This window comes from Tolumonas lignilytica, from assembly GCF_000527035.1.
Lineage (GTDB): Bacteria > Pseudomonadota > Gammaproteobacteria > Enterobacterales > Aeromonadaceae > Tolumonas > Tolumonas lignilytica.
In genome coordinates this window covers 177,257-190,103 of the sequence record NZ_AZUK01000002.1, presented here as the reverse complement: position 1 = coordinate 190,103, position 12,847 = coordinate 177,257, and the positions used below count along the sequence as shown (strand labels likewise).

General features: G+C 49.2%; 14 protein-coding genes. All 14 read right to left on the bottom strand.

Annotated elements, in window-relative coordinates:
• Nucleotides 1–151: 151 nt before the first annotated feature.
• On the bottom strand, nt 152–1,402 hold the full coding sequence (locus H027_RS0115905) for a DEAD/DEAH box helicase (RefSeq protein WP_024873424.1): 1,251 nt from the start codon (nt 1,400–1,402) through the stop codon (nt 152–154).
• 128 nt (nt 1,403–1,530) lie between these two features.
• A complete protein-coding gene (gene ureG / locus H027_RS0115900) occupies nt 1,531–2,154 on the bottom strand; it encodes an urease accessory protein UreG (protein ID WP_024873423.1) in 624 nt (207 codons plus the stop codon).
• 23 nt (nt 2,155–2,177) lie between these two features.
• Entirely contained in the window at nt 2,178–2,873 is a 696-nt protein-coding gene (locus H027_RS0115895; RefSeq protein WP_024873422.1) for an urease accessory protein UreF, read from the bottom strand.
• Between the two features lie 3 nt (nt 2,874–2,876).
• The gene (locus tag H027_RS0115890) at nt 2,877–3,431 is read right to left on the bottom strand and encodes a HupE/UreJ family protein (RefSeq protein WP_024873421.1); all 555 of its coding nucleotides are present in this window, start codon (nt 3,429–3,431) and stop codon (nt 2,877–2,879) included.
• 20 nt (nt 3,432–3,451) lie between these two features.
• Nucleotides 3,452–4,018, bottom strand: coding sequence for an urease accessory protein UreE (gene ureE / locus H027_RS0115885; RefSeq protein ID WP_024873420.1), 567 nt, complete (start codon nt 4,016–4,018; stop codon nt 3,452–3,454).
• Between the two features lie 24 nt (nt 4,019–4,042).
• Entirely contained in the window at nt 4,043–5,746 is a 1,704-nt protein-coding gene (gene ureC / locus H027_RS0115880) for an urease subunit alpha (RefSeq protein ID WP_024873419.1), read from the bottom strand.
• The gene (locus tag H027_RS0115875) at nt 5,743–6,075 is read right to left on the bottom strand and encodes an urease subunit beta (RefSeq protein ID WP_024873418.1); all 333 of its coding nucleotides are present in this window, start codon (nt 6,073–6,075) and stop codon (nt 5,743–5,745) included. The genes ureC and H027_RS0115875 overlap by 4 nt, the downstream gene beginning before the upstream one ends.
• A gap of 9 nt (nt 6,076–6,084) precedes the next feature.
• A complete protein-coding gene (ureA, locus tag H027_RS0115870; protein ID WP_024873417.1) occupies nt 6,085–6,387 on the bottom strand; it encodes an urease subunit gamma in 303 nt (100 codons plus the stop codon).
• Between the two features lie 22 nt (nt 6,388–6,409).
• Nucleotides 6,410–7,252 carry an urease accessory protein UreD gene (locus H027_RS0115865; RefSeq protein ID WP_024873416.1) on the bottom strand — a complete coding sequence of 281 codons (843 nt, stop codon included), beginning with the start codon at nt 7,250–7,252 and terminating at the stop codon, nt 6,410–6,412.
• Entirely contained in the window at nt 7,249–7,944 is a 696-nt protein-coding gene (gene urtE, locus H027_RS0115860; protein WP_024873415.1) for an urea ABC transporter ATP-binding subunit UrtE, read from the bottom strand. The genes H027_RS0115865 and urtE overlap by 4 nt, the downstream gene beginning before the upstream one ends.
• Entirely contained in the window at nt 7,938–8,774 is an 837-nt protein-coding gene (gene urtD / locus H027_RS0115855; RefSeq protein ID WP_024873414.1) for an urea ABC transporter ATP-binding protein UrtD, read from the bottom strand. The genes urtE and urtD overlap by 7 nt, the downstream gene beginning before the upstream one ends.
• On the bottom strand, nt 8,774–9,856 hold the full coding sequence (gene urtC, locus H027_RS0115850; RefSeq protein ID WP_024873413.1) for an urea ABC transporter permease subunit UrtC: 1,083 nt from the start codon (nt 9,854–9,856) through the stop codon (nt 8,774–8,776). The genes urtD and urtC overlap by 1 nt, the downstream gene beginning before the upstream one ends.
• Nucleotides 9,857–9,860: 4 nt before the next feature.
• Nucleotides 9,861–11,462, bottom strand: coding sequence for an urea ABC transporter permease subunit UrtB (urtB, locus tag H027_RS0115845; protein ID WP_024873412.1), 1,602 nt, complete (start codon nt 11,460–11,462; stop codon nt 9,861–9,863).
• Nucleotides 11,463–11,564: 102 nt separating this feature from the next.
• Nucleotides 11,565–12,833 (bottom strand): urea ABC transporter substrate-binding protein, encoded by a 1,269-nt coding sequence (urtA, locus tag H027_RS0115840; RefSeq protein ID WP_024873411.1) that lies wholly within the window; start codon nt 12,831–12,833, stop codon nt 11,565–11,567.
• Nucleotides 12,834–12,847: the final 14 nt, after the last annotated feature.

Here is a 12,847-nt window from a genome sequence, read left to right as displayed (position 1 = left end):
AATCAGTTAAAATCCCATACAATTCTAATACTTACCACTGCAGAACTCATTTTCTAACCTTGGTCGCGTAACTAAGCGACGGCAGGTTGTTAAGTAAGTTGCGATGTTTGCACCCGCTACCGCCCTTTTCTCTAAATACTTCGACCAAAACTTAACGGCGACGCGGTTTGTCTGTTTTCGCTTTGTTGCTACCGCTTTGCCCAAGCGCTTTCGCACGTAGATTTTTCTTCGACGGTTTACGTTTAGTGCTGCTCGCCTCTTCCTGCACCATGAGGTTCGGCTCAAAGCCCTCCACCCATTGCAGGAGAAAATGTTCACCCGTGAGTTTTTCTATATCTTCGAGTAGGTATTTCTCTTTATGCGAAACCAGCGAAACAGCCAGGCCCTCTTGACCTGCACGGCCAGTTCGACCGATACGGTGAATATAATCTTCGGCGTTATAAGGCAGTTCATAATTGATCACGTATTGCAGTTGTTTGATGTCTAACCCACGCGCGGCTACATCGGTGGCAACCAGCGCACGTACTTGGCCGGTTTTAAATTCTTCCAAGCCGCGATCACGGGCACCTTGTGATTTATCACCATGAACCGCAGCCGCTTTGATGCCATCTTTCTCTAGTTCTTTCGCCAGTTCATCTACCGCTTGCTTGGTACGCGTGAAGATCAGCACCTGTTGCCAATTTTTAGAACCAATCAGATATGCCACTAATCCTGCTTTACGTTTGTTATCGACTTCGTAAAACCGTTGTTCGATTTTCGCTGCTGTCGCATTTCGTTCGGCTACCTCGATCAGTTTTGGCTGTTTTAAAATGGTCTTGCTTAAGGCAAACACTTCATCGTTAAAGGTTGCCGAGAAGAACAAGGTTTGGCGTGTTTCAGGCAGGCGTTTCAGCACGCGTTCGATATCGACAATAAAGCCCATGTCTAACATACGATCGGCTTCATCAAGAATGAATGTCTCAACAGTGCTGAGATCGATCACGCCTTTGATGGCAAGTTCTAGTAAACGGCCCGGTGTTGCAACGAGCACATCACAGCCTTCGTTTAACGCATTGATTTGCGGGTTAATACTCGCACCACCATAAGCGACAACAGCGTTAAGACCTAAACCTTGACTGTATTTCACAAAGCTTTGGTGCACTTGTTGCGCCAGTTCGCGCGTAGGCGTCAGCACCAATACGCGAATTGCTTTTTCAGTTGTTTCGCGTTCAAGGTGACGTTGAATCAACGGCAAAGCAAATGCAGCAGTTTTACCTGTGCCGGTTTGTGCTCCCGCCATGACATCGTGACCAGCTAAGACTTCAGGGATCGCCGCTTGTTGGATCGGTGTTGGTGTTTGATAACCAAGCGTATCGAGGACAGCCAATAAATCCGCATGAAGACCCAGAGAGGAAAAACTCATAAACTAGCACCGATATCAATAAATGAAGACGGCGGCATTGTAGCATCAACCTGAAAGACTCGCAGAGAGAACCGTATTCCTACTAAAAGAAGCCCTGAAACTGTTAAATAACAGGGCGTTTATATTGATTATGATTTCGGCGTTAACATGCCATGCGTCACGATAAAGTCGATAATGGTATCCACACCCTGACCTGTTTTCAGGTTGGCAAACGTCCACGGTTTTTCAGGGCGCATGCGGTTGGTATCAGATTCCATCACGTCTAAACGAGCACCAACGTAGGGAGCTAAATCGATCTTATTGATGACAAGCAGATCCGATTTGGTAATGCCTGGACCGCCTTTACGTGGGATCTTCTCGCCTTCAGCAACATCAATGACGTAGATAGTCATATCCGCCAATTCTGGGCTAAAAGTCGCACTCAGGTTATCACCGCCACTTTCAACGAAAACCACTTCCAAATTTCCGAATTTTTCACTCAATACCTCGACCGCAGCCAAGTTCATTGATGCATCTTCACGAATGGCGGTATGCGGACAACCACCCGTTTCCACACCTACAATGCGCTCTGCTTCTAGTGCACCGGCTTCGGTCAGAATGCGCTGATCTTCCTTGGTATAAATATCGTTGGTCACAACTGCGATCTCGAAGTGGTCCCTCATTTTTTTACATAATACTTCTAACAACGCAGTCTTTCCTGAACCAACCGGTCCACCAACGCCTACTCGTAATGGAGATGTTGTCTGAGTCATAATCAATATCCTTTTCAATCTTGTTATGAGCGGAATAACCGCGTGTACTGAATTTCGTGGCAAGCACTTGCTATCGCTAAACGAGTCAGGCTGCCGCCAATTTCTTCATCTTCAACAGCGCATGCGCGTCGATATGCTTCCGGTAATACGACCGATAATTGTCGTAACAGTGTCTGACCAGCCTGCTGACCAATAGGCACTAACTTGATGGCTGCCATGACTGCGCCTTCCAGTATTGCGAACCCCCACCCCAAAGCGAGTTGTTCCACACTGATACCATTTTTTGCACCAAACCAAGCCATACCAGCCAGCTGAGACCGTTTCAGATGAACAGCCATATCCGCACTTCCCTGAATGTTCCAGTCTTTGATCACGCGATAAAACGCTTCACCACGTTGATTCTCTTCTAACCGGAACTCTTCACTTTCACGACTTGCCACCAGCAAATCGATGCATTCTTCAAATGTGGCAATGTCATCTTCAAGTGCAGCCAAGTGCAGACGGTTCAGCAAAGGCCAATCCAGATAGACAAGCCCTTCTTCCATCTGGTCGCTGAGCCATTGTTCAAATTCAGCAGCATTTTTTACCCAGCCAGCTTCGACAGCCCATTCCAGTCCCTGTGAGTAGGTAAACCCACCCACAGGTAAGTTCGGGCTCATCAGCTGGAATAACTGCAACCAACTTTGGGCAGAATGCTGATTCAGCGTGGCTTCAACCATGCATTAGCCCACCAGGAGCACAGATGCCGCAGCAAACACAGTCGCCGCCCAACCCTTTTTCAACCATGCAACTTGATTCGCTTTGGTGCCAACGACATAACCAACTGCCAGTAAGACAACCGAAGAGATCGCTGCACCCACTGTAAACAGCGCAACCTGACCAGCCGGTGCTTCAACGCCATGCGCCCAGCCATGGAACAGCGCAAAACAAGGCATCATCCAGCTCAGTACAGACAACCGATTTGAGGCGAAAATCATGGCACCGGCAAACCAGACCGAAGCCAGCACCAGCGGTTCAACAAGATTGTTTCCGCCGAACCAAACGCCAGCTGCTGTACCTGTAATCATGGCGAGAACAGTCATTAGAGGCAGCGATAGACGACGCCCCGTTAATGCGGCTAAAAAGCCACTAGTCAGTAACATCATGAGGTGATCTAAACCGGTCATTGGGTGCAGTAAACCGGAAGATAATCCGTGTTCCATGTGTCCCGGATGAGCAAAAGCTGGTGTTGTCAGTAACATCAGGGCAATCGCTGTGGTCATACGTGATTTGTTCATATTCAATTCCTTTTGTTTGCTTATGATGTTTTCAAAAAACCATGCATCGAAACGACCGAAGCCGAACTTTCCGCATGATGATGCGATGATGAATGAGAATGGGAATGACCGTAGTCATGATCATGGTGGTGATGGTGCCCCGCCCCAGCCTGTGATTGATATGCACCCGCTTCCGGTTCAAACGGTGCAAGCTCGGTGATCACGGTGCCACCTAAACCGACGACCATTTCATCCAGTACGTGGTCATGTTGATAACGCGCAAAACCAGATTCAATCTGCAATGGCACATGGCGGTTACCTAGGTGGTAGCAAATCCGACTCAGTAACAATGGATCGTCACAGCGAACAGTCGACACCTGTTCTTCAGCAGCCTTGACCATCACCATGACGGAACCTGCATCATCAGTCAGACATTCACCGCCACGTAATAGCTGACCGCGCGTTAAAAACAAACCAGCATCATCACCATTATCGAGTGTGACCTTCAGACGGCTTTTTATGCGTAAATCAATCGGCAGCGTCAGCGTACTGAAGACTGTTTTTCCTGCTGATTCTTCTGCCGTCAAACGTTGTGTTAATCGAATCATGTTCTTCTCTCTGAGTTGGCAGTTTTAAAATAAGAAATAGCGCTGAGCCATTGGTAACACGGCAGCCGGTTCACACGTCAGTAATTCACCATTGGCTCGAACTTGGTAGGTCTGACTATCAACCTCTATCAATGGCTGCCAAGCGTTATGAACCATGTGTTCTTTTTTCACCGAACGACAATTTTTCACTTCACCGATCAGGCTGTTCAAACCAAGCTGTGCCGGAATGCCAGAACGGATCGCTAAACCAGAGAGAAACGTCATGCGGGTGGATTGCATGGCACGACCATAGGCACCAAACATTGGACGAAAATGCACTGGTTGTGGGGTTGGAATCGATGCATTGGCATCACCCATTGGTGCAGCCGCAATCATGCCGCCTTTCAATATCATGGATGGTTTCACGCCAAAAAAAGCTGGACGCCACAGCACTAAATCAGCCAGCTTGCCCGGTTCAATCGAGCCAACTTCATGGCTAATGCCATGGGCTAATGCCGGGTTGATCGTATATTTCGCGACATAACGTTTGATGCGACCATTATCATGACGCGCCGGATCACCACTTAAACTGCCGCGCTGCACTTTCATTTTGTGCGCAGTCTGCCAGGTACGGGTGATCACCTCACCCACACGGCCCATCGCCTGCGAATCCGACGAAATCATCGAGAAAGCACCCAAGTCATGCAAAATGTCTTCCGCTGCAATGGTTTCACGACGAATACGGGATTCCGCAAAAGCCACATCTTCCGGAATCGCCGGATCGAGATGATGGCAAACCATCAGCATATCGAGATGTTCATCGACTGTATTCACTGTGTAAGGGCGCGTTGGGTTGGTTGAAGACGGCAGCACGTTCGCCAATCCGCAAGCCCTGATGATATCCGGTGCATGACCGCCGCCCGCACCTTCGGTGTGATAAGTGTGAATAGTGCGATCGCCAATTGCTGCCAGTGTATCTTCGACAAAACCGCTTTCGTTGAGCGTATCGGTATGAATAGCCACTTGCGTGTCGGTTTCTTCCGCCACATTCAGGCAGTTATCAATCGATGCGGGGGTAGAACCCCAGTCTTCGTGCAGTTTCAGACCAATCGCGCCTGCAGCAACCTGTTCATGCAGTGCATCGGGCAAGCTGGCATTGCCTTTCCCCAGAAAACCAAGATTCATCGGCAGACTTTCAGCTGCTTCCAGCATGCGAGCCATATACCATGGGCCTGGTGTGCAAGTAGTTGCGTTTGTGCCAGTTGCCGGACCTGTACCGCCACCCAGCATCGTCGTAATGCCAGAGCACAGTGCTTCTTCGATTTGTTGTGGGCAGATGAAGTGAATATGGCTATCAATGCCACCCGCTGTCACGATTGAACCTTCACCGGCGATGACTTCGGTGCCAGGGCCGATCACTAACGTCACCCCCGGTTGAACATCAGGGTTACCCGCTTTACCGATGCCGACAATGCGACCGTTTTTGACACCGATATCTGCTTTGGCAATCCCCCAGTGATCGATAATCAAAGCGTTGGTAATCACCAAATCAAGGCAATCACGGCTCAGTGCTTGCCCCTGCCCTTGACCATCGCGAATGACTTTCCCACCACCGAATTTCACTTCGTCGCCGTAAATCGTGAAATCTTTTTCAACTTCAAGCCACAGATCAGTATCTGCCAGACGAACACGATCGCCCGTGGTTGGGCCAAACATATCGGCATAAGCCTGTCTTGAAATAATACTCATGCCTGAACTCCCGCTTCTTCATCATCCAAAGGGCCCATCACATCACCACGGAAACCGTACACATGGCGACGACCGACGTAAGCAACCAGTGTGACGGTACGGGCTTGTCCCGGTTCAAAACGAACAGCGGTTCCAGCTGGGATATCAAGACGGAATCCGCGCGAAGCGACACGGTCAAACTGTAAAGCCAGATTGGTTTCAAAGAAGTGATAATGCGAACCCACCTGAATTGGACGATCACCCGTATTGGCAACGGTCATTTGGATGGTCTCGCGACTTTCATTGAGTAACAGATCGCCTTCGGCAACCTGAATTTCTCCCGGTATCATAGGCGCTCCTTAAATGATGGGTTGATGAACGGTGACCAATTTGGTTCCATCCGGAAAGGTTGCTTCTACCTGCACATCCGGGATCATTTCCGGAACGCCTTCCATGACCTCATCACGAGTCAAAATGGTACGGCCATAATTCATCAGTTCAGCGACTGTCTTGCCATCACGAGCACCTTCCAGAATCGCTGCACTGATCAGGGCAATCGATTCCGGATGATTCAGTTTTAAACCGCGCGCCTTGCGGCGTTCTGCCAGCAACGCTGCGGTAAACAGCAGTAATTTGTCCTTCTCGCGGGGGGTCAGATCCATCTTATTCTCCTTGTAACCCGAATCAGGTATTCCAAATTCGCGGACGACATGCCGGGCATCCAATTACGGTTGGACGCAACATCTGCCAAATCGTCTGCATTAATTTTTGTAACGGCTCGTTGTGTGCGCCAAGCAAGCGCACCACCAGTAAATCATTCAGTAAGGTCACACCGGCAGGCGCCTGATAGCCTTGCAGTAATTCGCGCACCAATTCCCGTTCTGTTTCAGAACAAGGCGATGCAATGAGAGTCGCGACCAGCGGATAACCAGCTAAACCTGCACGACGATCTAAATCAGCGACATCCAGCACCCGCAACGATTCATTCAGGCATAAATGCTGGTGACGATAGACGCGCCAACGGCTGCGGAGCTGCCCTTCCAAAAAACGCTCTTCATTCACAGGACGCCCAAGCGAGATGCACTCCCAAGCGATCAACCGCGAGTCACGTTCCAGATGGAAGGTGCTCTGCAGTTGTAAATTGGCACCGGGAAACAGAATGTTATCTTGCGGCAACCACTCCAAAGCAGCCCCAGCTGACAGGTGGAAGGTTTGTGTCACCTTCGATTGTGGCCCTGCACTGCGATAAAATTTAGTCGCACCAGGGGTAGTCAAAAGCGCATGCGCTTCCGGTTCCACCTTAATTTGCACATCGAGTTCATCACCGCCGACTACACCACCCGGTGGATGCAGCAGATAAAGATGGCAAGGCATGCCTTCTGGATAAAACGGACGTTGAACTGTTAACGGACCGTATTGGCGACGATCGGCCAATACAGTTTGATGACCACGCCGGGAAAAACCGAGTGACAAATGCGCCTGCCATCCGGTTTGTTCAAGGGGTGTTAACAGAGGCTGCATCGTCATACCGTCAGATATTCCTTGATCAGTCCTTCGTTCAAATCCACCATCTTGCCATCGGCAACACGCCGACCGCGATCTAACAGGCAGAAGCGATCGCCGACTTTTCGGGCAAATGGCAGTTTCTGTTCAACTAACAACACGGTCAGGCCGATATCACGGTTGAGTTTGCGAATGATGTCGCCAATTTCACTGACGATGTTCGGCTGAATACCTTCTGTGGGTTCATCTAAAATCAGTAATTTCGGATCAAGCACCAGCGCACGACCAATCGCTAATTGCTGTTGCTGACCGCCGGATAAATCACCACCACGGCGTTGTTTCATCTCTTTCAGTACAGGAAACAGTTCATACACCTGATCGGGGATCTGGCGTTTGTTATCGCGACGTGCAGGCAGCCCGATTTTGAGGTTCTCTTCGACTGTCAGCAGCGGGAAAATCTGACGCCCTTGCGGTACGTAACCGATGCCAATTTCTGCGCGACGTTCGACCGAAAATTTGCTGATGTCTTGACCGTCGAATTCAATCTGACCGCTTTTAACTGGCAATTGCCCCATCAACACATTCAACAGCGTGGTTTTACCTACGCCATTACGGCCCATCAGGCAGAGACATTCGCCCTGCGCGATCTCGATATCCAGATCCCACAGCGTGTGTGATTGGCCGTAAAACTGATTAATACCCGATAACTTCAGCATGCTGATTCCCCCAGATAGACCTCGATCACTTTCGGATCAGCCTGCACCTGACTCATGGTGCCTTCCGCCAGCACCGAGCCTTGATGTAATACCGTGACTTTATTGGCAATCGAGCGGACAAAATCCATATCGTGCTCGACGACGACGACCGAATGTTTTCCGGCGAGCTGTTTCAGCAGTTTAGCGGTACGTTCCATCTCCTGATGTGTCATCCCTGCGACTGGCTCATCGACCAGCAGTAATTCAGGGCGTTGCATCAGCAGCATGCCAATCTCCAGCCATTGTTTTTGACCGTGTGACAACACACCTGCTTGGCGATGGCGCTCAGCAACCAGACCAATCAACAGCAGCGTTGCTTCAAGATGATCGCGATCTTCGCCAGACAGCTTGCTGACAAAGGTTTGCCAAACGCCTTTGTTCCCAGCCATCGCGAGTTCAAGGTTCTCTTCCACTGTCAGCGGCTCGAATACGGTTGGCTTTTGGAATTTGCGCCCAATGCCCGCCTCGGCAATCGCCGGTTCATCAAGTGCCAGCAAGTTGATGTTCTGACCAAACCACGCCGAGCCGGTATCTGGGCGCGTTTTACCGGTGATCACATCCATCATCGTGCTTTTGCCTGCTCCGTTCGGTCCGATGATGCAGCGTAGTTCCCCTTTATTGATATAAAGGTTGAGGTTATTCAACGCTTTAAATCCATCGAAACTTACATTGATATCTTCTAAGTAAAGGATCACGCCATGACGTAAATCGAGCTTTGGTGGCTCTGGCGGCGCCATGCGCTCGCGCCAGTAAGTGGGTGTTAAAATCTTAGTTTGTGCAAACATATTCATCACACCGCCTCCTTGCGATTAAATAAACCAGTGACCCCTTTTGGCAGGAATAAGGTCACTAAAACAAAGAGTGCGCCCAATGCATAGAGCCATTGATCCGGTAAAATGCCGGTAAATACGGATTTTGCGTAGTTCACAAGAATTGCACCGACCACCGCGCCATACAGCGTTGCGCGACCACCGACGGCAACCCAAATCACCAACTCAATCGAGTTCAGCGGTGAAAATTCACCCGGGTTGATAATGCCGACCTGCGGTACATATAAAGCACCCGCGATTCCAGCCAACATGGCGGAGAATACAAAGATTGCCAGTTTGAAATATTCAACGCGGTAGCCCATAAACCGGGTACGCATTTCAGCATCACGGATTGCAACCGCAACACGCCCCAGCTTTGAACCCACAATCACACGGCACACGACATAGGCAATACACAACACCACAGCCGTGATTAGGAATAGTGCTGCACGAGTGGAATCTTCTGTCAGACTAAAACCGATAATGTCTTTGAAATCGGTTAGGCCGTTGTTACCGCCAAAACCCATTTCATTACGGAAGAATGCCAGCAACAGTGCATACGTCATCGCTTGCGTCATGATCGATAGATATACACCGGTCACGCGAGAGCGGAACGCCAACCAACCGAAGACGAATGCCAACAACCCCGGCACCAGCAACACCATCAGCATGGCAAACCAAAAATGACTCATGCCATACCAGAACCAAGGCAGTTCATGCCAGTTCAGAAACACCATGAAATCAGGCAGGATCGGGTTGCCATACACACCACGGGTACCGATCTGACGCATCAGATACATCCCCATTGCATAGCCGCCGAGCGCGAAGAAAGCACCGTGACCGAGACTTAAAATGCCGAGATAACCCCAGACTAAATCGAGTGCGACCGCCAATATGGCGTAACACAGATATTTACCCAGCAAGGTGACGGTGTTTGAACCGACGTAAAGCATGCTGTCTTGTGGCAACAGTAGATTGGATAACACCACCAGTACGGCACCAACCATGATGGCACTGAGTAAACCCAGACCTGCTTTATCTTTTAATACAGAATTAAATAGCATGTTCTCAGCCCTCAACCGCTCGGCCACGTTGCGGAAATAAACCGCGCGGGCGTTTCTGGATGAACAGAATGATCGCAACCAGAATCAGGATTTTTGCCAGTACCGCACCGGCATACGGCTCCAGTAATTTATTGGCGATCCCCAATGAAAGGCCTGCAACCATGGTTCCCCATAAATTACCGACACCACCGAAGACGACGACCATAAAAGAGTCGATTATGTAACCCTGACCTAAATTTGGCCCGACGTTGGTGAGCTGAGATAACGCAACACCTGCGATGCCTGCGATACCAGAACCCAAACCGAAAGTACGCGCATTGACCCAATCAGAACGAACACCCATGTTGCGGGCCATGGCGCGGTTTTGCGAAACAGCACGAACTTCTAAACCAAGACGACTGCGCTTGAGCAACCACATCAGACCGGCAAATACCAGGCAACAGAACAGAATGATGTACATACGGTTGAGTGTGAGTGACAAGAAGTCGTTCCATGTCCAGGTACCGCTCATCCACGAAGGCATGACGACGCTTTGGTTTAATGGAGAGAAAATTGAACGAACCGCTTGTTGCAGTAACAAACTGATGCCGAACGTTGCCAGTAAGGTTTCTAACGGGCGGCCATATAAGAAACGGATGACACTGCGCTCAATCACGATGCCTACCAAACCGGAAACGCAGAACGCCGCTGGAATCGATAACAACAATGCAATGCCCGGCTCATTTGGAAGCACTTTTTGCATCACAAAGGTGGTGTAAGCACCTAGCATCATCATTTCGCCGTGCGCCATATTGATGACACCCATCACGCCGAAGGTGATGGCTAAACCGATGCCTGCAAGTACCAGAATCGAACCCAGGCTAATACCGAAATAAAGGGTTTCAATACCACTATAGAACGACTGGCTGCGAGCCAGCTTTTTCACGGCTGAAGCCGCAGCCGCTTTAACTTTGTCATCGGTATCATTTTGCGAAACTGCTTTCAGCTTGCCTAACACTTCCGGGTTGTGAACTTTTGCCAGCACATCAATGGCTGCTAAACGAACATTCGCATCAGCATCGGTTAATTTGCTGAACGAAATTACCATGTCATAGGCTGCTAAAACTTTTGCATCTTTTTCTTTCTGTTGATGAGAAATCAGAGCTGAAAGCTCAGTTGGGCTGACTTTACCTAACAGGCTTTTCACTGCGGTCAGACGCTTGCCTGCATCCGCATCATTCAAAGCTAATTGCGCAGATAATTCAGAGATTTGACGACGCAATGCATTATTCATTGCCACGCGTTTAAAATCAGAACTGTCACCCGTGACGGTTTGTTTCGTTTTGACATCGATAAACGTTTCACCCTGACGGATCACGATGATTTCGTCACTTTTGCGGTAAAACAGCTCGCCGTTATCTAATGCTGTAAATAGATCAGCGACATAAGATTCACCACTGTCAGCAATCGTGGTGATGGCTTCTTTCTTCGCCGCAAAATCACGACCACTTAATTCTTTTAATGCTTCATCAGTGGTCATCGCTTGTGCCATGACACTCCAGAAACCAATCATCAGGCTTAAACAAGCCACAATAATTCGACTGCATCCTGCTTTGTCTAATCGCATCATGCTTTCCTCGCCCTGGAGAAAACACGTGGTTTTCTCTTAAATTCCGAACTTCAATCCTTGATTCAGGGCGAAGTACTCTCCGCCCTGTCAGTCACGGAATTAACCGCCACATTTACCTGTTTTCACGTTGAAGTTGCCGCATGACAGCGGTTTACGCCAATCAGAGATCAGGTCTTTCGAACCAGGTAAGTAATCAGACCATGCATCGCCTGCTACTGTGCCTTTTGTTTCTGAAACCACTTCGAATTGACCGTCATCCTGAATTTCACCAATCAGAACCGGTTTAGTGATGTGATGGTTAGGCATCATTGCTGCGTAGCCACCGGTCAGGTTTGGCACAGTCACACCGATCAGAGCATCCTGAACTTTTGAAGGATCTGTGGTGCCTGCTTTCTCAACCGCTTTCACCCACATGTTGAAACCAATGTATGTTGCTTCCATCGGATCGTTGGTCACACGGTCTTTTTTCCCGGTGAATTTATGCCATTTTTCGATGAAGTCTTTGTTTGCTGGTGTATCCACGCTTTCAAAGTAGTTCCATGCAGCTAAATGACCCACCAACGGTTTCGTGTCGATACCAGACAGTTCTTCTTCACCAACAGAGAAGGCAACCACCGGGATATCCTGTGCAGAAATACCTTGATTACCCAGTTCTTTGTAGAAAGGAACATTCGCATCGCCGTTGATGGTTGAAATCACAGCCGTTTTCTTACCGGCAGAACCGAATTTCTTCACATCGGCGACGATTGATTGCCAATCAGAGTGACCAAATGGGGTGTAATTCACCATAATGTCTGACGCTTTTACGCCTTTCGACTTCAGGTACGCTTCCAGAATTTTATTGGTGGTACGTGGATAAACGTAGTCAGTTCCCAATAATGCCCAACGCTGAATCCCTTGATTCATCAGGTAATCGACCGCTGGAATTGCCTGCTGATTTGGTGCAGCACCGGTGTAGAATACGTTTTTAGAAGACTCTTCCCCTTCATACTGCACTGGGTAGAACAGCACGCTGTTCAGTTCCTCAACGACTGGCAGTACGGATTTACGGGAAACGGAAGTCCAGCAACCGAAAATGGCAGAGACTTTATCTTTTTGGATCAGTTCACGCGCTTTCTCAGCAAACAACGGCCAGTTTGACGCCGGGTCAACCACGACTGGTTCGATTTTCTTGCCCAGTAACCCGCCTTTTTTGTTCTGCTCGTCAATGAGCATCAGCATCGTGTCTTTCAATGTGGTTTCACTGATGGCCATAGTCCCAGACAGCGAATGCAACACACCGACTTTGATCGTGTTATCCGCAGCAAATGCGTGACCACCAAATAATGACGCAGCCAGAATCGAACTTGCGAGTAGTTTTCCTTTCATGCGTATTCTTCCTT

Excerpts from the sequence above, each read along its gene's own strand:
- H027_RS0115905 (WP_024873424.1), bottom strand. The coding sequence starts at position 1,402 with ATGAGTTTTTCCTCTCTGGGTCTTCATGCGGATTTATTGGCTGTCCTC.
- ureG (WP_024873423.1), bottom strand. The coding sequence starts at position 2,154 with ATGACTCAGACAACATCTCCATTACGAGTAGGCGTTGGTGGACCGGTT.
- H027_RS0115895 (WP_024873422.1), bottom strand. The coding sequence starts at position 2,873 with ATGGTTGAAGCCACGCTGAATCAGCATTCTGCCCAAAGTTGGTTGCAG.
- H027_RS0115890 (WP_024873421.1), bottom strand. The coding sequence starts at position 3,431 with ATGAACAAATCACGTATGACCACAGCGATTGCCCTGATGTTACTGACA.
- ureE (WP_024873420.1), bottom strand. The coding sequence starts at position 4,018 with ATGATTCGATTAACACAACGTTTGACGGCAGAAGAATCAGCAGGAAAA.
- ureC (WP_024873419.1), bottom strand. The coding sequence starts at position 5,746 with ATGAGTATTATTTCAAGACAGGCTTATGCCGATATGTTTGGCCCAACC.
- H027_RS0115875 (WP_024873418.1), bottom strand. The coding sequence starts at position 6,075 with ATGATACCGGGAGAAATTCAGGTTGCCGAAGGCGATCTGTTACTCAAT.
- ureA (WP_024873417.1), bottom strand. The coding sequence starts at position 6,387 with ATGGATCTGACCCCCCGCGAGAAGGACAAATTACTGCTGTTTACCGCA.
- H027_RS0115865 (WP_024873416.1), bottom strand. The coding sequence starts at position 7,252 with ATGACGATGCAGCCTCTGTTAACACCCCTTGAACAAACCGGATGGCAG.
- urtE (WP_024873415.1), bottom strand. The coding sequence starts at position 7,944 with ATGCTGAAGTTATCGGGTATTAATCAGTTTTACGGCCAATCACACACG.
- urtD (WP_024873414.1), bottom strand. The coding sequence starts at position 8,774 with ATGAATATGTTTGCACAAACTAAGATTTTAACACCCACTTACTGGCGC.
- urtC (WP_024873413.1), bottom strand. The coding sequence starts at position 9,856 with ATGCTATTTAATTCTGTATTAAAAGATAAAGCAGGTCTGGGTTTACTC.
- urtB (WP_024873412.1), bottom strand. The coding sequence starts at position 11,462 with ATGCGATTAGACAAAGCAGGATGCAGTCGAATTATTGTGGCTTGTTTA.
- urtA (WP_024873411.1), bottom strand. The coding sequence starts at position 12,833 with ATGAAAGGAAAACTACTCGCAAGTTCGATTCTGGCTGCGTCATTATTT.